The sequence below is a fragment of the Sphingobacterium sp. WM genome, assembly GCF_029542465.1.
Lineage (GTDB): Bacteria > Bacteroidota > Bacteroidia > Sphingobacteriales > Sphingobacteriaceae > Sphingobacterium > Sphingobacterium cellulitidis.
Genome location: NZ_CP120709.1, coordinates 3,643,850 through 3,668,473 on the forward strand (window position 1 = coordinate 3,643,850; position 24,624 = coordinate 3,668,473).

Annotated in this window: 21 protein-coding genes and 1 riboswitch; of the genes, 7 read left to right on the forward strand and 14 right to left on the reverse strand. The window is 38.3% G+C overall.

Translation table 11 applies throughout. The annotated features are described in order from the left end of the window. Both PZ892_RS15540 and PZ892_RS15545 read right to left on the reverse strand, forming a co-directional pair. Complete coding sequence (locus tag PZ892_RS15540; RefSeq protein WP_094258482.1) at positions 1–282, reverse strand: acylphosphatase; 282 nt, start codon at positions 280–282, stop codon at positions 1–3. 35 nt (positions 283–317) lie between these two features. Next, the gene (locus PZ892_RS15545) at positions 318–1,481 is read right to left on the reverse strand and encodes an amidohydrolase family protein (protein ID WP_094258481.1); all 1,164 of its coding nucleotides are present in this window, start codon (positions 1,479–1,481) and stop codon (positions 318–320) included. Positions 1,482–1,648: 167 nt separating this feature from the next. Then, positions 1,649–1,779: riboswitch (TPP riboswitch) on the forward strand. 57 nt (positions 1,780–1,836) lie between these two features. Between PZ892_RS15545 and PZ892_RS15550 the strand changes: the two genes are divergently transcribed. The 3 genes from PZ892_RS15550 (at position 1,837) to PZ892_RS15560 (ending at position 5,228) form a co-directional block, all read left to right on the forward strand. Then, positions 1,837–4,290: a TonB-dependent receptor gene (locus PZ892_RS15550; RefSeq protein WP_277711472.1), complete on the forward strand. Its 2,454-nt coding sequence runs from the start codon at positions 1,837–1,839 to the stop codon at positions 4,288–4,290. A 132-nt stretch (positions 4,291–4,422) separates the two neighbouring features. Further along, complete coding sequence (gene dtd, locus PZ892_RS15555) at positions 4,423–4,881, forward strand: D-aminoacyl-tRNA deacylase (RefSeq protein ID WP_094258479.1); 459 nt, start codon at positions 4,423–4,425, stop codon at positions 4,879–4,881. A gap of 11 nt (positions 4,882–4,892) precedes the next feature. Then, on the forward strand, positions 4,893–5,228 hold the full coding sequence (locus PZ892_RS15560; protein ID WP_094258478.1) for a nucleotide pyrophosphohydrolase: 336 nt from the start codon (positions 4,893–4,895) through the stop codon (positions 5,226–5,228). 327 nt (positions 5,229–5,555) lie between these two features. Here PZ892_RS15560 and PZ892_RS15565 read toward each other — a convergent pair whose 3' ends face one another. Next, positions 5,556–6,311: an endonuclease/exonuclease/phosphatase family protein gene (locus PZ892_RS15565; protein ID WP_094258477.1), complete on the reverse strand. Its 756-nt coding sequence runs from the start codon at positions 6,309–6,311 to the stop codon at positions 5,556–5,558. 64 nt (positions 6,312–6,375) lie between these two features. Here PZ892_RS15565 and ggt point away from each other — a divergent pair, with 64 nt between their 5' ends. After that, the gene (ggt, locus tag PZ892_RS15570) at positions 6,376–8,070 is read left to right on the forward strand and encodes a gamma-glutamyltransferase (protein WP_094258476.1); all 1,695 of its coding nucleotides are present in this window, start codon (positions 6,376–6,378) and stop codon (positions 8,068–8,070) included. A gap of 90 nt (positions 8,071–8,160) precedes the next feature. Here ggt and cydB read toward each other — a convergent pair whose 3' ends face one another. The 4 genes from cydB to PZ892_RS15590 form a co-directional block, all read right to left on the reverse strand. After that, positions 8,161–9,231: a cytochrome d ubiquinol oxidase subunit II gene (gene cydB / locus PZ892_RS15575; RefSeq protein ID WP_094258475.1), complete on the reverse strand. Its 1,071-nt coding sequence runs from the start codon at positions 9,229–9,231 to the stop codon at positions 8,161–8,163. A gap of 3 nt (positions 9,232–9,234) precedes the next feature. Continuing rightward, positions 9,235–10,575: a cytochrome ubiquinol oxidase subunit I gene (locus PZ892_RS15580; RefSeq protein ID WP_094258474.1), complete on the reverse strand. Its 1,341-nt coding sequence runs from the start codon at positions 10,573–10,575 to the stop codon at positions 9,235–9,237. Between the two features lie 151 nt (positions 10,576–10,726). Beyond that, a complete protein-coding gene (locus PZ892_RS15585; RefSeq protein ID WP_094280582.1) occupies positions 10,727–12,049 on the reverse strand; it encodes a DNA recombination protein RmuC in 1,323 nt (440 codons plus the stop codon). 21 nt (positions 12,050–12,070) lie between these two features. Continuing rightward, positions 12,071–13,258, reverse strand: a complete 1,188-nt coding sequence (locus PZ892_RS15590; RefSeq protein ID WP_094258472.1) for a formimidoylglutamase — start codon at positions 13,256–13,258, stop codon at positions 12,071–12,073. A 111-nt stretch (positions 13,259–13,369) separates the two neighbouring features. On the opposite strand from PZ892_RS15590, the gene PZ892_RS15595 reads away from it, so the two are divergent. Beyond that, complete coding sequence (locus PZ892_RS15595) at positions 13,370–14,338, forward strand: NAD-dependent epimerase/dehydratase family protein (RefSeq protein ID WP_094258471.1); 969 nt, start codon at positions 13,370–13,372, stop codon at positions 14,336–14,338. Between the two features lie 21 nt (positions 14,339–14,359). Beyond that, positions 14,360–15,655, forward strand: a complete 1,296-nt coding sequence (locus tag PZ892_RS15600) for an HAD-IB family phosphatase (RefSeq protein WP_094258470.1) — start codon at positions 14,360–14,362, stop codon at positions 15,653–15,655. A gap of 299 nt (positions 15,656–15,954) precedes the next feature. Here the strand turns inward: PZ892_RS15600 and PZ892_RS15605 are convergent, their stop codons facing one another. From PZ892_RS15605 to PZ892_RS15635, 7 genes are all read right to left on the reverse strand, one after another. Next, on the reverse strand, positions 15,955–16,524 hold the full coding sequence (locus PZ892_RS15605) for a 5-formyltetrahydrofolate cyclo-ligase (RefSeq protein ID WP_094280585.1): 570 nt from the start codon (positions 16,522–16,524) through the stop codon (positions 15,955–15,957). Positions 16,525–16,596: 72 nt separating this feature from the next. Beyond that, a complete protein-coding gene (gene efp / locus PZ892_RS15610; protein ID WP_094258468.1) occupies positions 16,597–17,157 on the reverse strand; it encodes an elongation factor P in 561 nt (186 codons plus the stop codon). A gap of 66 nt (positions 17,158–17,223) precedes the next feature. Further along, complete coding sequence (locus PZ892_RS15615) at positions 17,224–17,844, reverse strand: ATP-binding cassette domain-containing protein (RefSeq protein WP_094280586.1); 621 nt, start codon at positions 17,842–17,844, stop codon at positions 17,224–17,226. A 19-nt stretch (positions 17,845–17,863) separates the two neighbouring features. Beyond that, on the reverse strand, positions 17,864–18,658 hold the full coding sequence (lpxA, locus tag PZ892_RS15620) for an acyl-ACP--UDP-N-acetylglucosamine O-acyltransferase (RefSeq protein ID WP_094258466.1): 795 nt from the start codon (positions 18,656–18,658) through the stop codon (positions 17,864–17,866). A gap of 11 nt (positions 18,659–18,669) precedes the next feature. After that, positions 18,670–20,064 carry a bifunctional UDP-3-O-[3-hydroxymyristoyl] N-acetylglucosamine deacetylase/3-hydroxyacyl-ACP dehydratase gene (locus PZ892_RS15625; protein WP_179221451.1) on the reverse strand — a complete coding sequence of 465 codons (1,395 nt, stop codon included), beginning with the start codon at positions 20,062–20,064 and terminating at the stop codon, positions 18,670–18,672. 39 nt (positions 20,065–20,103) lie between these two features. Next, positions 20,104–21,141 carry a UDP-3-O-(3-hydroxymyristoyl)glucosamine N-acyltransferase gene (lpxD, locus tag PZ892_RS15630; protein WP_094280588.1) on the reverse strand — a complete coding sequence of 346 codons (1,038 nt, stop codon included), beginning with the start codon at positions 21,139–21,141 and terminating at the stop codon, positions 20,104–20,106. 17 nt (positions 21,142–21,158) lie between these two features. Beyond that, entirely contained in the window at positions 21,159–22,421 is a 1,263-nt protein-coding gene (locus PZ892_RS15635) for an HD domain-containing protein (protein WP_182499098.1), read from the reverse strand. Positions 22,422–23,065: 644 nt separating this feature from the next. Between PZ892_RS15635 and PZ892_RS15640 the strand changes: the two genes are divergently transcribed. Next, on the forward strand, positions 23,066–24,619 hold the full coding sequence (locus PZ892_RS15640; RefSeq protein ID WP_094280590.1) for a response regulator: 1,554 nt from the start codon (positions 23,066–23,068) through the stop codon (positions 24,617–24,619). The last annotated feature ends 5 nt before the right edge of the window (positions 24,620–24,624 follow it).

Consider the following 24,624-nt stretch of genomic DNA (forward strand, 5'->3'; position numbering starts at 1 on the left):
TTATTTGATTTTCTTTTTGACTTCAAAATTCCGGAACCCTTTGATTTCATCAGATTCCTGATACTCAACTTGGCTGACCTCGGCATGTTCAGACCCTTCTTGACAAAACCCAAGTAAGGACTCTAAACCAAAGGAATCTCCTTCTGCTTCAATATAGACAGATCCGTCCGATTCGTTCAGAACAAAACCTTTTACCCCTAATTGATCAGCAACGGCCTTCGTGGAAGCCCTGAAAAAGACCCCTTGAACTTTCCCTCGAACCCTTATATTCCAATGTTTCATGGATACAAAGGTAAAAGAAGAAATAGAATTAGAAACTATCTAATTCTTCTAACCTTAACTTTTGGATTTAATTTGAAAGTATCCATACCTTCTAATAACACCAAACCGGGTTTCTTACCCACTTCTAATGAACCTAACTCATGCTCTAAGTTTAATGCCTTAGCCCCATTTAAAGTTGCCCATTTGATGGTTTCATTGAAATCCAAATCCGGATACTCCTGATGAATCACTTTCAATTCCTCTAAAATATCCAAGGTATCATTAGATGCCAAACTATCTGTACCGATAACGATATCATGACCACCTAATAGGAAGTTGTCAATTTTTGGAATTCTATCTTCAATATATAAATTGGCTTTCGGACAAAAACAGAAATATACGGACCTACCCATTCTATCCACAAAATCCAAATCCTTAATCGAAGTATAAGTATTATGAACTAAAATTAATTTGTTTTTACTAGGAATATAAGGTAGAAAGGATTGCAATGAATTTCTAGCTTGCGCTCTAAAGTCCTCCATTGCTAAATTCATTTTCTTAAAGAATTCTAAAAACTCTCCTTTATTATAGCGGAACAATTTATTTTCTTCATCACTCTCCTGATTATGGATACTGATGATATTATCTTCACTAATAGCTTTCTTTAAGGTCTTAAATAAGAATTTTGAACCTGAATACGGCGCGTGTGGAGTAATTGAGGAGTGTTTATAATCAAAATGAAACTCAATTTCTTTGGCATTATCGATTCGAGTAACAACATCTTCTTTATTCGTTGCCATTACTTCCACAAAAGTATGATACTTAATAGGACTTGTTTCTTTGATCTTTGCTGTTACGGCTGAGTTTACATGGTCTCCAACGGCTTGAATTCCATTCTCATACATCAACTTATCTGCTTCTTCCATCGCAGCTTCAACCTTCTCTTCATGGTTTCCACGTTCATTGATAACCGTAGAAAGAAAAGTAGGTAAACCCGTATTTCGAGGCACTACACCAAGCATATGGGATAATTCAAGATGACAATGTGCATTCACAAACCCAGGGATTAATGCTCCTTTGAATTGCTCTACCAAATTTTCATCAATTTCACCAGGATTGAAAACACCTTTCACAACTCCTTGATCATCCATCGCAACAACCCCCTTTTTAATGGCAGGACCTGCAACAGGAAACACGACATCAGCAGCGTAATACTTCATAAGAAATTAATAGTTCCGTTTTTTAAAAGTTAGCGTAATTAGCCTCTTGGAGGCAATGTTGGCAATTTACAAAAAAATACTAGGAGTTTAACTAATAAAATAATAATTACGAATTTGTTACAAATATATTTAAATTTTGTTTTATTTAGCCAAAAGCCTATGTTTGCCCTATCGATTAGGGGTGCCTTGTTAATAAACACAAAAACAGGCTGAGATTATACCCTGTATTTCAATAACTTACATGAAATACATACCTGATCTGGATAATGCCAGCGTAGGGATAGGGCGGTTAAATAGAACTTGTTGTAACCCCTTTCAACAAGAAAGTTTAACTCTTTAAAACATTTTTTTTATTATGTTTAACAAGCTTTGGGCATCTTTAGCCTTATGTTTGATTGTATTAATGAGCTTTGCTCAACAAAAGTTAACTGTAAGGGTTTTAGACAAATCTGGAGCCTCTGCAAATGGTGCAACCGTCGCTATTGATGGCCAGGCTAAATCCACAAATCAGGACGGAATCGCCGTTTTTGACAACTTAAACAACCAATTCTATAACTTAAAAATTTCTTTTATTGGTTATAAATCCGAGATTTCAAGAATTAATCCCGTAAATCAAGCTAATTTTTCCATTCAATTAAAAGACCAAGTCCTCCAATTTGAAGAAGTTTACGTTTCAGCAACCCGCGCTAAGGAGAATTCTGCAACAACATATAAAACCATAACCAAGGAAGATATCAATAAAAATAATCTAGGTCAGGATATCCCCTATTTACTGGATCAAACACCTGGAGTGGTTATTGGATCCGATGCAGGTGCTGGTATCGGGTATACCAGTATGACGATCCGGGGGTCTGATAGCGAACGTATCAATGTCACCCTCAATGGTATTCCGTTGAATAACCCGGAATCTATGGGCTCTTTCTTTGTTAACCTGCCTGACTTTGCATCCAGCACGGAAAGTATTCAGATTCAACGTGGTATTGGAACCTCTACAAATGGCCCCTCCGCATTTGGAGCATCCCTAAATATTCAAACCGACGCTTTGGAAACTAAGCCTTATCTGGAACTGAATAACTCATTTGGATCATACAACTCTTGGAAAAACACTATTAAGGCTGGGTCTGGCTTAATTAACAATAAATTCGCTTTTAATGCCAGACTCTCCAGGATCTCATCAGACGGCTATGTGGAACGCGCTTCTTCAAACCTGAAATCCATGTATGTTGATGCGGGCCTTTACACTGACAAACACAGCCTAAAAGCGACTGTTTTCTCAGGTAAAGAGAAGACCTATCAAGCTTGGTATGGCGTAGCTGAACCTTTATTCAAAGAAAATGGTTACCGAATCGAAGAATATGCTGAAAACCTTTGGCTCTCCGGTACTGAACGCGATAGATTCTTAAATGGCAATCGTAAATACAATTACTATACTTACGATAATCAGACTGATAACTATACCCAAACACATGCTCATTTAAATTATTCTTATCGTCAATCTGAGAAGATGATATTTAATACAGCTTTACATTACACTCGTGGAGCAGGTTATTATGAAGAATTCAAACCAATGGACAATCTGGAGCACTATGGAATTGCCCCAGTTCAATCCGATGGTAAACCTATTGAAGACACCGATTTAATTAGAAGAAGATGGTTGGATAACCATTTCTATGGCTTAACTTACTCCTTGTTGTACAAGCCGTCAACAAATTTGAATTTCACTTTCGGAGGTGCATATAATCAATATAAAGGTGACCATTATGGTGAAGTCATCTGGGCTAACCTAGTTCCTCAAAGCCAAATAAAGGATAAATATTACTTCAGTCATGCCAATAAGAATGACTTTAATTTCTATGCAAAAGCAGATTATAGAATGGACAACTTTCTCTTTAATCTAGATGTTCAGTATAGAAATAATATCTACAATGGAAAAGGTGATGATGACAAGATAAAAGACTTCTCCTTTGAAGACAACCATAATTTCGTAAATCCTAAGGCTGGTATTACCTATTTTCTAAATAATAATTCCAACATCTACGCTTCATATGCTTTTGCAAGTAAAGAGCCGACTCGGAATGATTATGTTGAGAACCCAATTGGAGCATTTCCTAAGACTGAAAAAATGCAGGACATCGAAACAGGATATCGTTTTAGAAATGAATTCCTAACTATTGGAGCGAATGCTTATGCGATGTTGTACAAGGACCAGCTAATTCCTACAGGCGCATTAAATGATGTAGGTAGCGCAGTTCGTATTAATGTGGATAATAGTTATAGAATGGGTCTTGAAATGGATGCCAGCTGGAGAATACATCCTAAATTTACTTGGTCAGCAACCGCTGCTTTAAGCCAAAATAGAATCAAGAATTTTATAGAAAACATCCCTATTTACGACGATAACTTTGAAGTAGATAAATACGAAAAAATCACTCATAAATTAACTGAAATCGCGAAATCTCCATCAACAGTTTTATCAAACAATTTCACGTATAAGCCAATCGAGTCTTTAAGCTTTAGTTTCTTGACCAAGTACATTTCTAGAATTTATTTGGATAACACGAATGAAGTTAAGAGAAGTATTGATCCTTCATTTGTAAACAACTTCCAGGCGATCTATTCTTTCTCCATTTTCGGAGTGAAGAATATTGATTTAAACTTGATGGTGAACAATATCTTCAATGAGAAATATGCAACATCAGGATTTACCTATAGCTCGATCATGCAATCTGTAGGAAAGAGAGACTATTTCAATTTCTATTACCCACAGGCAGAAACCAATGCTATGTTGGGCTTGAATATCCGTTTTTAATAGTACCAAACCCCTCAATAAGAAGATGTCCTTCCGTTCATTCGGAAGGGCATTTTCCATTTATGACCTTTTAGAACTGATAATTCCAGATTCATTTTTGTCAAAATCAATTTAACTTAATACTTTTAATCCATGCGAGCAGTAATCCAAAGGGTAACTCATGCTTCTTGCACAGTTGACGATCATATCACTGGAAAGATAGAACATGGCTTACTAGTTTTGTTAGGTGTTGAAGAAGAAGACACCTCTGAGGACCTTCAATGGTTGGGTCAAAAATTAATCAATCTGAGAATCTTTTCAGACGAGCAGGGCTTAATAAACAAGTCGATTCAAGACATTCAGGGCAATATCCTATTGATTTCTCAATTCACACTTTTTGCACAAACAAAAAAGGGGAATCGTCCCTCCTTTCTTCGTGCGGGAAAACCAGACAAGGCAAAGCCTATGTATGAAGAAATGGGAAAATTCCTATCCGATGGATTGGGTAAGACGGTTCAAATGGGAATTTTCGGCGCAGACATGAAGATTGACCTTCGCAACGATGGCCCCGTGACCATCATCATGAATACCAAAGACAAAGACAACTTCTAGACCCAATACACATGACTATCAAGGAAGCTCAAGAAACCGTAGACCAATGGATAACAACAACAGGTGTTCGATACTTTAATGAATTAACCAACACCGCCATGCTAATGGAAGAAGTTGGTGAAGTTGCGCGTATTATGGCCAGAAAATACGGCGAACAATCCTTCAAAAAATCAGATGAAGAGGTCAACCTCGGCGATGAAATGGCAGATGTATTATTCGTCTTGATTTGCTTGGCAAATCAAACAGGCATCGACCTCACCAGCGCCTTGGAGAAAAACCTCGATAAGAAAAATATACGCGACGCAGACCGCCATAAAAACAACGAAAAACTCAAAGGAAAGGAATAAATCAACAATGTTCTCAAGAATCCCAGAGGGGTTCAATATTAGTAACAAACAGCCCGGAGCAATTGCAATCGCTTTAGCGATTGCAATTGCTCCGGGCTTATTTCATATTACATATCCTTCTACAAATAAACTCCTCTGGAGTTTATTCCCTGCCCCTCCAATATCTACATTTATAATCCGATACAAAAAGCAAGCTCGTATTCAACCAAATTACCCCCTACAAAAACCTAATAGAACTAACCATAGCCCATCTTCACCCCCACTCCGTCAGCGGTCTATCCCATTTACTATCTCACATCTCCCATCTCATATCTCACATCTATCCTATTAAAACTCAATCTCCGCATACAGCGGTAAATGATCAGAAGCATATTCCTCTTTGATCACATGATAAGTTTTCCACTTGAATTTCCTATTATTCAACACCATGATATAATCAATCTCATTCTTGGTATTCACATTTGGCGAAGTAGGTTGATTAGTTTTGGTATTTCTTACGAAATACTTTTCTAGGATCTGAATAGGTTTTGATTCCGGCTTAGCATTAAGGTCTCCCACTAGAATCAATGGCTTACTATACAACTCCCCGAGTTCATTAATAAATTCAGCTTGCGCAATTCGGTTCTCCTCTTTAAGGTCCAAATGTGTATTGGCAAGGGAAACAGTTTTACCCCCTGGAAGTTCCACATCTACGATTGCCAGAGAACGATTTTCACTTTTCACAGGCATTGGCAAGTCATAGCGTCTTTTTCCAACAATTTTATGTTTGCTTAAAATGAGAATCCCGTAGTATCCTTTCTCCAAATCAATACCTTTAGAGAAAAAATATTCCGTTCCAGTAAGTTCAGCAAGCTTTTCAGCTTGATTCATGAGTTCAGAACGGGACACATTGATGTCCACCTCCTGAATACCAATGATATCAGCTTTAGAGTCATTCACCACCTTGGCAATAGCCTCGATATCAATCGTATTTGGTTTTGATGGTGGATTGGCGTGATGGATATTATAGGTAAGAATCTTAACGGTTTGTGCTTTTAATTGAACTGCAACAAAAAGCAATAGGCATAGGCTTAAAAATCGCATAATATTAATTTTGAGTCAAGTTAATATAATTCATCTAATAATACCAATTTATTATCTTAGCGGCATGAAAAAACCTAATTTGATTTATTTATTCTTAATCGTCTTTTTTCTGGGTTCATGCTCAGTAAAACAACAAACTGCAACCGATCAAACAGAGTTTGAGAATGGCGCAGTTGTGACGGCTCACCCGATAGCATCCGAGGTGGGAGTAGAGATTTTAAAAAAGGGCGGAAATGCTGTTGATGCAGCAATTGCTGTAAAATTTGCGTTGGCAGTAGTCTATCCGAATGCAGGAAACCTTGGGGGCGGTGGATTTATGGTATACCGTGGTAAAGATGGCCAAGTAGCCTCTTTAGACTTCCGTGAAAAAGCGCCAGCAAAAGCTTCCCGTGACATGTACCTCGATAAAGATGGTAACCCTATTACAGATTTAAGCTTATATGGCCAATTGGCATCAGGCGTACCAGGATCGGTTGCCGGAATGGATGAAGCCTACAAAAAATATGGTAGTTTACCGTGGAAAAACCTTGTACAACCAGCTATTGAACTTGCTGAAAAAGGGTTCCCAATTACTGAACAACAAGCTGGTGAATTCAACCGTTACAAAGCACGCTTTCAAAAATTCAATCCGGAGGGTGCTGCCATCATTCGTGATGCAGAATGGAAAACCGGTGATAACTTTATACAAGCAGAACTCGCTGAAACCCTAAAACGTATTGCAGAACAAGGTAGAGATGGATTCTACAAAGGTAAAACGGCAGAATTTATCGTTGCTGAAATGAAAAAAGGCAATGGGATCATGAGTTTAAAGGACCTAGAAGATTATCAAGCTTCATGGAGAGATCCAATCGTAGGCATGTATAAAAACTATAAAGTAATTTCAATGCCGCCTCCATCCAGTGGTGGTGTGGCATTAATGGCATTACTTCAATCTGTAGAAAAATATCCTTTAGCAAAATGGGGCTTTCAACATGATAGCACTGTTCGTGCGATGGTCGAAGCGGAACGCCGCATTTACGCTGACAGAGCGACCCATTTAGGAGATCCTGATTATTACCGGGTACCTGTAGCCAACTTAACAGATGCTAAATTCAATCAAGAGAGAATGGCAATGGTAAGTTTGGACAAGGCAACTCCTAGTGATCAGGTAAAAGCGGCAAAGTTCCCAGGCTATGAATCAGAAGAAACCACGCATTATAGCATTGTAGATAAAGACGGAAATGCTGTTTCCTTAACTACTACCATTAATGGTTCTTATGGATCTTGTGTTTGGGTAGCTGGTGCAGGATTCCTATTGAACAATGAAATGGATGACTTCTCTGTAAAACCTGGTTCACCGAACATGTATGGCCTTCTTGGTGGTAAAGCAAATTCCATTGAGCCTGGAAAAAGAATGTTGAGCGCTATGACGCCAACCATTATTGAGGAAGATGGAAAATTGAAAATGGTTGTTGGTACCCCGGGAGGTTCAACTATTATCACATCGGTATTCCAAACCATCTTAAATGTATTGGAATTCGACATGACGGCTCAAGAATCCGTATCAGCGGCCCGCTTCCACCACCAATGGAAACCTGACGTAATCGACGTAGAAGCAAAAGCTATCGACTCAACAACACGAATTAGCCTGGAAGAAGATGGCTTCAAAATCAATAAAAGAGGCCCTATCGGCCGCGTAGAAAATATCGTCATCCTCAAAAACGGCAAACTCCAAACCGGAGCCGACCCAAGAGGCGATGATAAAGCGGTGGGCTACTAAATAGTAGATATGAGATTTGTGATAGTCAGACTATTATAAATCTCATATTTTTTTATTCATTTTTATCAAATTTGATTTCTCCTATCTCCCCTAATGATACCCCACATCATCCAACTTTCCTTTAAATACTCTGAACTGGATAATAAAGTAGATTACGACTAGGATAAAGGCTACTATAAACCAATATAAGCCTACTGAGAGGCCGTATTCATGTGCGGCGACGTTATATATCGTCAGAGAAGGGTTGATGCTATTGGTGGAAGGTAATACATTAGGGAATAAGGAGGCTACTGTAGTGGCGAAGCTTCCCAGGATAAACATGGTTGAGAAAAGGAATCCCATTCCATCTTTCTTGAATTTCTTAATCCAGAATTGTCCTACCAATCCAATGCCGGCAATCAGGGGAAAGATCCATAGCCAGGCATGTCCCATCAGGCTATTTAATGGAAAAGGTTTAACATATTGCCATAAGCCAGCAGTAACCAGCACCAAAATGGAAAGTGCGATATTCAACTTGAAGATAATACCTTTCAGCCTATCGTTCAGGCTAGTGGAGGTCTTCAAGATAATCCAGTTCCCACCATGAATGGTTAAAGTAATAACCGAAACTACTCCTAGTAATATGGTGAACCAATCGATAATACCATGAACTTCAGACATGGGGTCTAGCGTAGGATTCCATAATTGTAAAAAGAAATAATGTGGTTCTTGGGTGGATACACCATTTTCCACCATCCCTAGATTAACTCCACGAACAACATTTCCCAATGCTGCACCAAAAAATATAGCTAGGAATAAGCTGGCAATACCAAATGCTTTTTCCCAAAAGGTTTCCCATAATTTATTGTGGATTTGACCTCTCAATTCCAAGCCAACGGCGCGGAAAATCAGGAACCACAATACCAACATCAAGGGTAGGTAAAAGCCACTAAAGGCAGAAGCGTATAGGGTTGGAAAGGCAAAGAACAAAACCCCTCCTGAAGCAATCAACCATACTTCATTGGCATCCCAAAATGGACCTATTGCATTTCGGATGGCACTCTTCTCAACATCAGTTTTTGCAAATAATAGATGCACAATACCAGCCCCAAAGTCATATCCATCCAACACCACATACATGCCTAACATAAAAACCAAAACGATATACCAAAACATTTCCATAAGCTATGAATTTAGTGCTAAACTAGTTGCTGGTCCTTTTCTAATCATTTTCAATACCAACATCAAGAATAATAATCCGAGTAAAATATAGAGGCCCACAAAACCTAATAGTGTAAACAAAGTATTTCCGGAAGAAACGGTCGGCGAAACCCCATCAACCATTCGCATCAGATTATAAACCAACCAAGGTTGGCGACCTAATTCTGCCGTATACCAGCCTGCTGTATTGGCAATGTAGGGAAAGGGAATCATAAACATCAGAACCCACAAAATCCATTTAATTCGATACAACTTATCTTTCCATAAGAAAAATGCAGCAAGGATCATTATACCTATAAAGATGGTTCCCAATCCTGCCATAATATGGTAGCTATAATATAATCCAGGAACATTGGTAGGATGTATATCTTCATCAAATTCGTTTAACCCCTGAATGGTCGCATCCCAACGTTGATGGGTTAAAAAGCTTAATAATTTAGGAACTGCAATTTTATTATCCAGTTTCTTGTTTTCCATATCAGGCTGACCGATCAACACAATTTCAGATCCACCGGTTTCTGTTTCAAAAATCCCTTCCATGGCAGCAAAGGTTACTGGTTGATGTTTTACCACATTCTTGGCTAACATATCGCCAGTCGGAAAGGCTACAGCAATGGATGCAATCAATCCGAATACAACACCGGTCTTCAGGAATACTTTTCCATAATTAGTATGTTGATTGCTCAGCATATAAAAGGCGCCGACGGCGGAAACAAAAAAGGAGGCTGTCACTAAGGACCCTGCTTGATTATGTAAATATGAAGGCAACAGCCAAGGGTTGCTAAATAGTGCAGAGAAGTTATTCAAAACGAACTTACCATTTTCCAAGATCTCATAGCCTACAGGATGTTGCATCCAGGAATGCGTCGCGAGAATCAAATATCCCGATGCCCAGGAACCTATAAACACGAGCAGACCGGCCACAAAATGGAGCTTGTGCCCCAGGAGCTTCTCCCCGAAAATAAACATGCCTAAAAATGAAGACTCCAAAAAAAAGGAAAACATCCCCTCCATAGCCAAAGTTTGACCAATAATCCCTCCGGTCAATTCCGAAAACTTTGCCCAGTTGGTACCAAATTGAAATTCCATGGGAATTCCTGTAACCACGCCCATGGCAAAGTTCAGGGCGAAGATCTTCATCCAAAATTTGGCGGCATCATTGTAAATGATATTATTACTGCGCAGAAATTTCCACTTAAAATAGACAATCATCAGCGATAAGCCCATGGTCAATTGCGGAAAAAGGTAATGAAAGGTAATGGTAAAGGCGAACTGCAAGCGGTTGTAGAGGATCATATCTTCCATAAGACATTTTGTTTTGTGGTCGAACTTTCCTTAAAATTAGGTCATTGCAACTGAAAATCAAACTAATAAAGATATTTTACCATATTTAACTGAAATAAGGCTTAATGATGAAAATTTGATATCGCCGTGGGTAAATTAGGTGTTTGGAAGCTTATTCATCCAAATATTTATCTCCGAGTTGTTTATTGGCTTTGGCACCCAAGGTTTTGAGTTGTTCAATTTTGCGAATTACATTCCCAGGCCCCATACTTAGCTTCTTCATGGCATCTTCGTGCTTGTCCGAAGCTTTCTGAATAATGCCCTGCAGCTGATCCATGTCTTGCAAGAAACCCACAAACTTATCATATAACAGTCCGGCTTCCTTCGCTATTTCCAACACATTACGATTCTGCCGCTCTTGTTTCCAAACACTTGCAATCGTTCTTAGTGTAGCTAACAAGGTCGATGGACTCACAATAACTACGCGTCGATCCCAAGCCTCACTGAATAATTCTGCTTTATAATTAACAGCTAAGCTTAAGGAGGATTCTATGGGAATAAATAATAGCACAAAATCTGGGGATTGAATCCCATAAAGAGAATGGTAATCCTTTGCGGATAGCTCACGGACATGGTTTTCAATGGACTGAACATGTTGTTTGACAAAGAGTAATCTATCCTCCTCTGTATCAGCATTCACGGCACGTTCATAAGCTACCAAGGATAATTTGGCATCTACAATCAAGTGTTTCTCATCGGGAAGATAAATAACTGCATCGGGTTGAAATCTTTTCCCATCGGCTTCAACAACGGAGGCTTGCAGCTTATATTCCTGATCCTTAATCAATCCCGAACGTTCCAAGACACGTTCAAGAATTACCTCGCCCCAATTTCCTTGCTTCTTATTATCTCCCTTTAAGGCTTTGGCCAAATTATTGGCTTCATCCTTAATCTGAATACTTTGTTGCATCAATTGCTCAACGACTCCTTTGAGCACATTTCTTTCAGCTGATTCTTGTTGGTAGGATTTATCAACTTTTTCCTCAAACATCTTGATCTTCTCCTTCAAAGGATCCAAGACCTGAGAAATATTCTGTTGGTTAAGTTGGGTGAATTTAAAGGATTTCTCCTCTAAAATTTTATTGGCCATGACCTGGAACTCATTATTGAATTGGGTCTTCATATTCTCCATTTCAATCTTTTGTTCCTTTAGCCGTTCCTGTTGCGCATTCAAATAAGCATTTGAACCTTCTAAATTCCGTTCAACCGCCTGTCTAGCCAAGCTTTCTTCCCGAAGCTCTCGAGTTAACCGTTCCCGATCTGCAATCAATAGCTTCTCCCGTTCTTGAATTTTAGCAAATTCAACCTGTAAATCTTTGGAACTACCCTGTAACCTATTAAACTCTTCACGTGAAACAGAACTGGCATTGCGCCAAATCAAGAAGGCACAACCAACAATACTGAGTACTAATAATACGAGGTAGATAATTTCCACTATGTTGAGATTTTTAGAAAATTATTGTAGTTTTTGGTGTGTTTTCCACCATAGATCAGGCATTTCTCCGGCCACTGCTAATTGATAATCTTCATATCGGCATGGTACAAGATAAAAACGTTCATTCACCGATTTAGACCCAAAATAAGGGACTTGCATCCACCATCGGTCAGATTTCTTACTTTTTACGAATACAAGCTCATAATCTTCGGCCTCCAAGGTGGTCCGGTAAATAATATAATTTGATTTCGGATACATAGGAGCATCCTTTTTACGACTATAATAGCCATCTATAAAACACCAGATCATTTGAGCAATCAACATCCCTGTCTGACCCATTGGATCAAAAGTTGGGTTATACTCATAAATTCCAAAGGAACTACACTTATCTGACATCCCCGCATACCGCGCTAACTGACAAGCCTCATCACCATATAAACCATTCGGTCCGGCATTTGCATTTCCACAGGCCTCCGAAGCACGAATCGCACCGATATCAAAACTTACCATATCCGCCGATCTGATAATAGGTTCTGCTTGATCTAATTTCCCCGAAAAACTACCCAATCGCAAGGCGTTAAAGAATAATTTATCGTACATATTGATAGATTCCTTACTCACCAGGTAAGTTTGATAGCCAATATTGCTAAGATTGAATAAGTAATCCGGTTGATGAAGGATTAAATGATTTAGATAAGTCTGGGAATTCAAGGCCATATCTTCTGCATTGTCCTGGTCCAAGTCAAACCTGGAATCGATGATGGCAACATCAACCCTCTGCTCTAGATTTTCATATGCGGTATACTGCGCATAGGTTAAATCCTGACCACCACCAATCAATATGGGAAGAATATCCTTTTTCATTAATTCCTCCATGACCATTTTCACCGCAACATAAGTATCCTTTACTGTTGCTCCAGCTTTAATATTACCCAAATCGGCAATCTTCACGGTATAATCCCCTTGATAAAGATCATACAAGTGCTTTCTGACTAGATTAGGCCCTTTTTGCGTGCCATTGTTATTAACTGCAGCCCTTCCCTCTTCAATACCGAAAATCGCAATTTGAGGATATCCTGTTTCATCATCCCAAACTGGAAAATCATCTATATATTTTTGAATGGAATGACCAAATTGTGAATTATAATAATCTGTCGGAAGTCCTAATTCTTGAAGAGAAATGGGTGATAAAAAATCAGCTAAAGTCATATTGATTGTCTAAATCCTCAAATTTTATTGAGTTTATCCTATTGTATTTAGCAAATATGCATTTATTAACTTACTTTTGAGCTACATAATTTTTCAACAATAAGTTAGGAAGTGATTTTAGTAACTGGAGGAACAGGTTTTTTAGGGTCTACGTTATTGCAGTATCTCATTGATGATGGGCATAGTGTTATTGCATTAAAAAGAACAAGCTCTGTTATTCCCGACCCCTTAAAATCTTCATCGCTCATCCAATGGGTTGATGCCGAAATCACTGATTACTTCAGCTTGGAAGAAATTATCCCTAAAGTCGATCAGGTTTATCACTGCGCCGCAAAAGTATCTTACCAAAAAGAAGATGCCGCAGAGATCATAAAAACCAACGTTGAAGGTACCAAGCATATTGTCAATCTATGTCTTGAACATCAAAAGAGACTCCTGCATGTGAGTTCCATTGCAGCATTGGGATTTAGTAAAAAAGGACTAGCTGTTACGGAAAAAGATAAATGGGAATACAATCCCAAAATTTCCAAATATTCATTAGCGAAACATGAAAGCGAAATGGAGGTATGGCGGGGAATTGCAGAAGGCTTGGATGCCGTAATTGTAAATCCTTCTGTCATCATGGGAATTGGTTGGGGTGAAAAGGGTTCAAGAGCAATTTTCAATCTGGTAAATAAAGGGAATAAAATCTATCCATTAGGATCGGTTGGAATCGTAGATGTAAGCGATGTCGCAAAGATCATGATTCAGTTGATGAACAGCGACATTACGGCAGAGCGATACATCCTGAATGCGGAAAACATCAGCAATCAGGATTTACTGACCAAGATCAGCGGGTATTTGCAAAAGCCGGCTCCACATATCAAAGCCACCCCATTGATGTTGTCCCTTGCTTGGCGACTATCCAAAATCGGTTCTTTGTTAAGTGGTAAAAAACCTACTTTGACCGCAGAATCTGCTCGTGCAGCAAATAGTAAATTACAATATGACAACTCCAAAATAAGGGAAAAACTGGGTTATACTTTTAAACCATTGGATCAAACCTTAAAGGAAGTCTGTGAAGCATATTATATAAAGTAACAATCTAAACAAAATCATACAGTGAAAAATTATTACATCATAGACTTCGATAGCACTTTCACCCAAGTCGAAGCCCTAGACGAATTAGCCAGGATTTCTTTAGAAAATCATCCCGATCAGGAGAAAATATATAAAGAAATTGAGCGTTTCACCAATCTTGCCATGGAAGGAAAGATCTCTTTCCGTGAAAGTCTTGCTGGACGCGTAAGTCTTTTACAGGCGAATCGGGAACATTTGGATAAATTAATTACCCATTTAAAAAAGAAAGTCTCTAAATCATTTAGTAGAAATAAAGAGTTCTTCAGAGAACACTCAGACACTGCATGGATCGTTTCTGGCGGTTTTAAAGAGTTTATTACACCCGTAGTAAGTCCTTATCATATTAGAAAGGAAAACATCTATGCAAACACCTTTAAATTCGATACTGAAGGAAATATTATCGGTTACGATGAAGAAAATCCTTTATCGGACGAAGGTGGAAAAGTAAAGCTCTTAAAACAACTGAATATCAACGGCAAAATCTTCGGCATTGGGGATGGTTACTCAGACTTCCAATTAAAAGAATCCGGCCTGATTGAGAAGTTCTATGCTTTTACTGAAAACATCTCAAGACAGTCTGTTACGGATAAAGCCGATCATATTGCACCTAGCTTTGATGAGTTCCTGTATGTGAATGACCTTCCTCGCGCAATCTCCTATCCTAAAAACAGAATTCTTTGTCTTATTGTAGGGGATGTTCCTGAAATTGCAGCACACATCCTTAAAAGAGATGGTTTTTCAATCCGCATCAAGGAGACCTTGGAAGAAAAATATGTAAAGGATGTTGGTATGCTTTTGCTAGGACATGGAGAGACAATTTCTGACGAGGTTCTTGCGCGTGCTGATAAATTGAAAACCATTGGTTATCTAGGTGATGTGAAAGGACATCTTTCTAAAGCCATCTGTAATGAAAAGGGAATCGTGGTTTTTGACGATAAAAAGAATAAAAAGAGAAATGCAGAATATATTCCTCGTCGGATGGCAAATTTCATCAATAATGGCGACACCGATCAAAGCAGGAATTTCCCTAATCTAACTTTACCAAACTTAACTCGCGCCCATAGATTGTTGCATATCCATAATAATGTCCCTGGGATTATGGCTCAGATCAACAAAATCTACGCAGAAAACAATATCAATATCTTCTCGCAGTTCTTAATGACTCGTGGAGAAATAGGTTATGCGGTCACCGATATCGATGCTGCATATGATAAACAAATGTTAAAGCAGTTAAAACAGGTAGATCATACCATTAAATTCAGAATACTATATAAGTAAAGAAAGTTTTTGTCTAAAAAGCATGGATAAACTAATGTTTTGGTTTGAGCCAAAACCTATGCCGACAATAGCATGTATAGGGAGTAAATAACGAAAATTGTTTATTTAGCTTTTTAGACAAACTTTCTTTTATTTTTGAAATTTCCAACCTCTCAAATTGGAAATCTGTTTACTCCATTTCCGGTTTATCCTTAACCAGTTTTTGAAACCAATCATAGGATACTAAATAACTAACGCCTTTAATATCTAATAAATTGTATTTTTTTGGCTAATTTTTCTATTAAGAATAGTTTAAACCCCTACAGGTAAAAAGTTTTTCCGGGAGTAAAAACCATGTCAATTGGCACATCCCATTCTGATATATCATCAATCTTATCCACAGGTTGAAAGTAAGAAATACCAGCCTTCATTACCGTAGACTTGCAGCTTGCAAAAAAACGATCGTAGAATCCTTTGCCATAGCCGACTCTATTACCAGACTTGTCCAGCACCAACAATGGTGTCAATACCGCATCAATGGCTTCTACATCTACTTCTAGGGCATTTGCAGGCTCTGGAATTCCCCAAGCATTACAAGCTAACTCGGTTTCTTTATCAAAGATAAAGTGTTTGAGTTCATGCGTCTCAAAATCGGATCGGGAGATCACAATTTTAATATGGGGATGCTTAGCCCAGATCCAATGAATAAACTTTAACGTATCATACTCCTTAAACTTTGCTATGGCCAAATAGCAATGCAAGAATTGAATGGAGGACCAATCATATCGGATTAGTTCTTCAAAAATCAATTTATCTAATGAAATCACCTCCTCCAGATCCAGATCATTGCGTTTCTGTTTATAGAGGGTCCTTAATGTTGTTTTATTCATCTGCAGATAAAAAAAATCGGCCTTGAAGCTTGGGAGCTAACAAGACCGAATAATCAACCTAAACCTAAGATCTTATTTTACACGCTCCATATAATCACCAGTACGTGTATCTACTTTTACACGATCACCTTGATTAATAAATAACGGAACGCGAATTTCTACACCAGTTTCCACAGTCGCGCTCTTCAATGCATTCGTTGAAGTATCACCTTTTACTGCAGGTTCGGTATACGTAATTTCTAATTCCACACTTGCAGGAGTTTGTGCCATAATTGCTTCTTCACTTTCAAAAGCAACAATAACATTCATTCCTTCTTTCAAGAATCTTGCTGAATCTCCGAAAAGTGCTTTTGGAATATTGAATTGCTCGTAAGTTTCATTATCCATCACTACGAAAAATTCGCCATCCTCATATAAATACTGATAGTCATTAGTCTCTACACGAGCAATTTCTACCTCTTCATCTGTTCTGAATCTGTATTCTACTAATTTTCCAGTCTTTACGTTACGCATTCTAGCTTGATAAAATGCACGTAAGTTTCCTGGGGTACGATGAATATATTCCTCTACCGATACTAACTCCCCATTAAAACGAAGTATATTTCCACTCTTTACGTCTGAAGCCTTTGCCATATTATTATTTTATTTCTTTCGCAAATATAAAAAAATCATGTTTCACCTGAAACATGCCCTTGCCCATTACTTATAATCAAGAATCTGCAATTGTTCATTACAGAAACTATATTCATGTTCTTGGTTGGATCCAATGATCAAAATCCGTTCACTATTGGTAAGTTTCAATAAATCCCGATACCATTTTTCTCCTTCTCGATCCAAATTGCTTGTAGGTTCATCCAAGAATAACAAATTACTTTGAGAACAACAAGCTAAAATCAATTTTACCCGTTGTTTCATGCCTGATGAAAAATGTCGGATATCCTTTTCGAAGGTATTCTTGGCAAATCCTAGGGTTTCCTTCACTCGTTCCAAGTCAAAACCTCCCAAATAGGATTTGAATTTAAAATGAAATGCCAACATTTCATTCAAGGAATACTCTTCAATCAATTCAACATAAGGCGCAGCAAGGCTCATCTTTTGGAATACTTGTTCTATGGCTAGTTCGTTTCCATTCTCCTCATACCGAAGATTTCCTTCGCTTGCGGTCAGGGCACCTGTTAATACTTTGATGAGGGTGGATTTTCCAGATCCATTTGGACCAAGGATAGCATAGCTGTTTCCAAAAGAAAAGGTATAATCGAGATGTCTAAAAATCCATTCTCTATTATACCTCCTACCAATATCTTGTAAAATTATATTCAAATAGTCGAATAATTTATTGTTATATACTCGATTTACCTTGTCCGAATCCTTTGACTACTCCTCGATTTGATGCTCGAACGAATCCTAGGATTTCATCTCTTAATTCTGTTGCCTCAAATTCAGCTTCCACAATATCCAAGGCTTTTCCTAAGTTACTATGTTGAACAAACAAAACCCGATAAATATTCTGGATTTCGTTGATTTGCTCATTCGAGAAACCTCTCCTTCTTAACCCTACGGAGTTAATACCTGCATAGGAAATAGGCTCTCTAGCTGCTTTGATATATGGAGGAACATCTTTTCTAACCAATGTACCACCGGTTACAAAAGCATGTGATCCAATCTTACAAAACTGATGTACCGCAACCATTCCCGCCAACACGACATAATCACCTACTGTAATATGCCCTGCTAAGGTACTGGAGTTGGAGAAAATACAATTATCACCAATAAAGCAATCATGTGCTATATGGCTATAAGCTTGAATCAAGCAGTTTTTACCAATTACTGTGCGGTATCTGTCTTTTGTACCTCTATTGATGGTAACACATTCACGGATGGTGGTATTATCACCGATTTCCGCGGTTGTGATTTCACCTTCGAATTTAAGATCCTGAGGTTCTCCTGAAATAACAGCTCCTGGAAAAATCTTACAATTTTTCCCGATTCGTGCACCATTCATAATGGTTACATTCGAGCCTATCCAAGTTCCTTCACCAATCTCTACATCTTTATGAATGGTTGAGAAGGGTTCAATAACCACATTCTGTGCAATCTTTGCCTCAGGATGTATGTATGATAATGGTTGAATCATTCTTTATTAAATTATCCTTTGACCTTTACAATCTGGGCCATTAATTCTGCTTCACTTACCACCTTGTCGCCTACCATACCAACGCCTTTCATTCTGGCAATCCCCCTACGGATTGGCTCCAACAACTCACAAGTGAAGATTACGGTATCTCCTGGCACCACTTGATTCTTAAATCTTGCATTCTCAATCTTTAAGAATAAAGTCAACCAGTTTTCTGGGTCAGGGACTGTATTTAACACCAAAATACCGCCTGTTTGTGCCATTGCTTCAATCTGCAAGACACCCGGAAACAATGGTGCTCCTGGGAAATGACCCATAAACAAATCCTCGTTCATGGTGACATTCTTCAAACCAACCACATGGGTCTGCGATAATTCCAAAATCTTATCAATCATCAAAAATGGTTGACGATGTGGAAGTATATTCATGATTTGAACAGTATCATAAACCGGAGGTGTATTCGGATCATATACCTTTACGTTCTTTTTATTCTTTTCACGTTTGATTTGTCCTTTGATGCGTTTCGCAAAGGCAACATTCGCTGCATGCCCAGGACGCGCTGCCATGATATGTCCTTTTATTGGCTTTCCTACCAAGGCCAAGTCACCAATCATGTCCAACAACTTATGTCGTGCAGGCTCGTTCTGATAACGTAAGGAGATATTATTCAAAATCCCCTCCTGAGCAACCTCAACACGTTTATGGAACAAATCCTGTAGCTTATCCAGTTCGCCTTCAGACACTTCCTTATCTACTATAACGATCGCATTCGACAAATCGCCACCTTTGATTAAATTTTGACTAACCAAAGCTTCTAGTTCATGCAAGAAACAGAAGGTACGTGAGCCTGCAATTTCCTTGCTGAACTCATCCAAATCACTAATGGAAGCATGTTGACTTCCCAATACTGGGGAATTAAAATCAATCATACAGGTAATGCGATAGCCATCAACTGGCATCGCTACGATCTCAACCTTATTTTCAGGATCGGTATAGTGGATATTATCTGTTACTTCAAAAAAATCACGATCTGCATCCTGATCTTGAAATCCAACTTCTTGGATTTTCTCAATAAATATTGCGGAACTCCCGTCCAATATTGGAACCTCAGGAGCGTCAATTTCAATTAATATATTATCCAATTGCAAACCTACCAATGCTGCCATCAAATGTTCGATGGTACTTACAGAAGCGCCGTTTTGAGAAATTGTAGTTCCCCTTGCGGTGTTGCTCACATTATCAACATCCACATTTACAATTGGTTGACCCTCTAAATCTACTCGTTTAAACTTGTACCAGTGGTTTTCAGCAGCAGGTTTTAACGTCACATTTACTTGTTTACCCGTGTGAAGACCCACGCCCGAAAAATGGACATCAGATTTAATGGTTCTCTGTTTTACATTCATATCTAACATTCGTGTTTTGCAAAAAATTATCCTGTAAAGTTAGCTATTATTTTTATCATTTAATTGCCTTTCTAACTCCGCAATGCGTTTTTCAAGCTCAGGAAGCTTGGAATATAACACCTGGGAACGAAGCTCATTGTTGTATGGAAATGCCGGACTGCCTCCCCATTTCTTGTTCTCTTCCAAGATGGAACGATTAATACCTGACTGTGCTTGCACCTGACTTCCTTTGGCAATATTAATATGGCCAACAACACCAACCTGACCACCTAACACCACATTCTCACCAATTTTGGTACTACCTGAAACTCCGGTCTGTGCCGCAATTACTGTATTCGCCCCGATCTCAACATTATGTGCAATCTGTATAAGGTTATCTAACTTAACCCCTTTCAAAATGCGAGTCGAACCTAAGGTCGCCCTGTCAATCACAGTGTTAGCACCAATTTCAACATCGTCCTCAATAATAACATTCCCAATCTGTGGGATTTTATCATAGGAACCATCTTCTTTTGGAGCAAACCCAAATCCATCACTTCCAATCACTGAACCGGCATGAATAATCACGCGATTTCCTACAACACAATCTTTGTATACCTTAACACCCGGCAACAAAACCGTATTGTCTCCAATTTTCACATCATCCCCAATATAAACTTGAGGATAGATTTTCACATGGTTACCGATAACCACATTCTTTCCGATATAACTGAATGCTCCAATATATGGTTCTTGACCAATACTAGAACTTTCATGGATATAAACTTGTTCATCGATGCCACTTCTTTCATTTCTCATGGCATCATATAATTTCAACAACTCTGTAAAGGCCGAATAAGCATTCTTTACACGAATTAAGGTTGATTTTACAGGCTTCTGCAAGGGAAGATCCTCATTGATAACTATAATCCCTGCACCTGAATCATATATATAGTGTTCATACTTCGGATTCGCCAAAAAAGTCAAACTCTTAGCACCAGCCTCTTCAATCTTAGACAGCTGGTCCACTAAGGTCTCAGGATTCCCTTCTACTTTTCCTTTTAATAATGTCGCTATTTGTTCCGCGGTAAATTGCATTAAGTAATACTTGTATTTTAATTGTTAATAATCATTTGTGGGCTCGAAGAAATCAACCCTATTTCCTTAGGGTAGGTAATGGCATATTTTTCAACGCGTCTAGATAAAGACTCGATGTTTGATAAATCAGAAGCTTCTGCAATATCCAGCAGTTGCCCATCTTTCATCAAGACACAAATCTTACTGACCGAAGAGTCGTATGCATTATTTCCAATCACCTGTTGATAAAATAAATAATCCAATTCATTTTCAGAAAGATTAAATCTCAACTTCACTTTTGCTTTCAAGTCTGACACATATTCTTCTGAAAATGGCGTATTGCTTAATTCAGTTCGGAATAGCTCTCGTCGCACTAATTTGGAACATAACATACTCAATATCTGATCGTCATGGTTGGCCCAAATTTTTATTGCCGATAAAATATCCGTGTCGTCTAAACGAGTAAACCATTCCAAATGCGACTCATCTAAAAGAAAAGTTTGCTTATCTATTTTATTATTCAAAAAATGATCCAAGGCAGGTGTTGCAAACAACTTAACCCCTCTATTACTCAACTCCTTGGCTCTGGCTAATGCTTTAATCAACATCTGTTCGGCAGTAATCACTGTCTTATGAAGATAAACCTGCCAATACATCAATCGCCGGGCAATCAAAAATTTCTCTACCGAATAAATCCCTTTCGCTTCAACGACCAGTTCATCATCCTTCACATTCAGCATCTTGATAATCCGATCAAAGGATATCACTCCTTCGGAAACACCAGTAAAAAAACTATCCCTATTCAAATAATCCATCCGATCTGTATCTAATTGACTCGATACCAGTTGGTGCAAGAATTTACGGGGATATTGATCGTTAAATATGGTAATTGCCAGATTTAATTTCCCTGCAAACTCCTCATTCAACTTATCCATTAATAATTCAGAGATAAGCTCATGCGAAACGCCTTCCACCAGGGTGTGTTCCAAGGAATGTGAGAACGGACCATGCCCTACATCGTGCAGGAGAATAGCCGCTAAAGCAGCTTCTTCTTCCACTTCGGAAATCGGCACATCCTTTCCACGCAGAGTTTCAATGGCTAAGCTCATCAGATGCATTGCACCTACAACATGTTGAAATCGAGTATGTAATGCTCCGGGATAAACCAAATGAGTCATGCTGACCTGCTTGATGTAGCGAAGTCTTTGCAAGAATGGATGTTGGATGAGGTCATAAATAAACCCCGACGGGATCGTAACAAAACCGTAAACAGGATCATTTATTATTTTCTTCTTGTTCAAATGCCTAAAATAGAGTTAAAAACCCAGCCTAATCCATATGTACTACATTGTATATTATGGCTAAGATACGGGCAAAGATACATACATGGTACTTAATTAATGTTAAAAAAAAACCAAAAAGGTTGAAATTGAACCTAAATACCGACAATCAGTTACAACATTTTTAATTTTATTCCACTTATCCATTAAAACCTAGCCCTAATACCCAATCGAAAACCCCACTAAACCCCACACAACAACCAGATTATCAAGCATTAATATCGAATCACAGTATTTTTATTTCACGTTTAAACATAAACCAGTATCGATATTAAAGAAATTGACAAATTTTGTCACAAAACAACATTTTAACCTACGTTTTATTTAAAAATCGTGTTAAATAAGGACTTAATTCAAAATTACATCGGACCTACTCCGGACCTTGTTCGAATTTACCCGACTAAGGTCCGAAGAAGGTCCGAGGAAGATCCGATTCTTGTCCGGCGTATCCCATAACTTGATTAAAATTTTCACCTACTTTATATCCTTATCGAATCGAGAACAGAATTATTGTGAAATATTTCCTCAAACCATCAACATTAAAACGAAAAGAGCAGGACAAATCCTTTGAAAAGCCGTAAATTAGCTTTCCTAAGGAATAAAGCATGCAGAAAATTCACATACTTTGGGCTGATGATGAAATTGAGTTTTTAAAACCTCATATCCTCCTCCTAGAACAAAAAGACTATAAGGTAAAAACGGTAAATAATGGTTCTGATGCTGTTGAAGCATTTCAGAACGAACCTTTTGACCTGGTATTTTTAGACGAGAATATGCCTGGATTAACAGGTTTGGAAACTCTTGACAAGCTTAAAGCCATCAATCCTTCCATTCCCACCGTTTTGGTGACCAAAAATGAAGAGGAACACTTGATGGAAGATGCAATCGGTGCCAAAATTGATGATTACCTAATCAAACCCGTTAATCCTAAGCAAATTTTGCTGACCATTAAAAAGTTCACTGAAAACAAAAGATTGGTTTCCGAACGTACCTCAATGGCCTATCAACAAGATTTCCGGGAATTGGGTATGCGCATGAACGATAACCTCAATTTCCAACAATGGGTAGATGCCTACAAGAAACTCCTTTATTGGGAATTATCATTGGAGAAATTGGAAGATGCCGGAATGCATGAAATTCTGACCATGCAAAAATCAGAAGCCAATTTGTTATTCTCAAAATTCATAGAAAAAGAATATTTACACTGGATCAAGAACCCTGAAGATGGTCCTACCCTATCCCATCAATTATTTAAGAAAAAAGTCTTCCCGAAGATGGAAGCTGATAAACCAACCTTTTTCTTTTTGATTGATAACTTAAGATATGATCAATGGAAAGTCATCAATGAAGTGATGACCGATTATTATCGGGTAGAGGAAGAGGACAGCTACTATAGTATTTTGCCAACGGCAACTCAATATGCACGAAATGCAATCTTTAGCGGATTAACGCCTTTGGAAATGGAAAAACGATTTCCTAATGAGTGGCAGAATGATGACGATGAGGGTGGCAAGAATCTTTACGAAGATGTATTCCTGGCCGACCAAATTAAAAGAGTTTACCGCCGAGATATCAAGCATAGCTACAGTAAGATTATAACCATGGAACAAGGGAAGGATGTTTTGGAAAACATCAATAAGTTCATGATGAATGACCTGAATATTCTGGTTTACAATTTTGTGGATATGTTATCCCATGCACGGACCGACATGGCCATGATCAGGGAGCTGGCGAACGATGAAGCAGCCTACCGTTCTTTGACCTTATCTTGGTTTGAACATTCCCCACTTCTGGATGTGTTGAAGTGGTTGTCGCAAAAAAATGTAAGGGTCATTATGACTACCGACCACGGGACTATCCGCGTTAAAAAACCTAGTAAGATCATTGGTGACCGAAACACCAATACCAACTTACGCTATAAACAAGGAAAGAACCTGAATTATATCGACAAGGAAGTTTTTGTAATCAAGAACCCTGTAGATGCCCAATTACCACGTGTACACATGAGTTCTACCTATGTTTTTGCGAAGGAGGATACTTATTTTGTTTATCCGAACAATTACAATAAGTTCGTCCATTACTTCAATGGCACCTTTCAGCATGGGGGTATTTCCTTGGAGGAGATGATTATTCCTTTTATTACATACAGTCCAAAATAATAGAT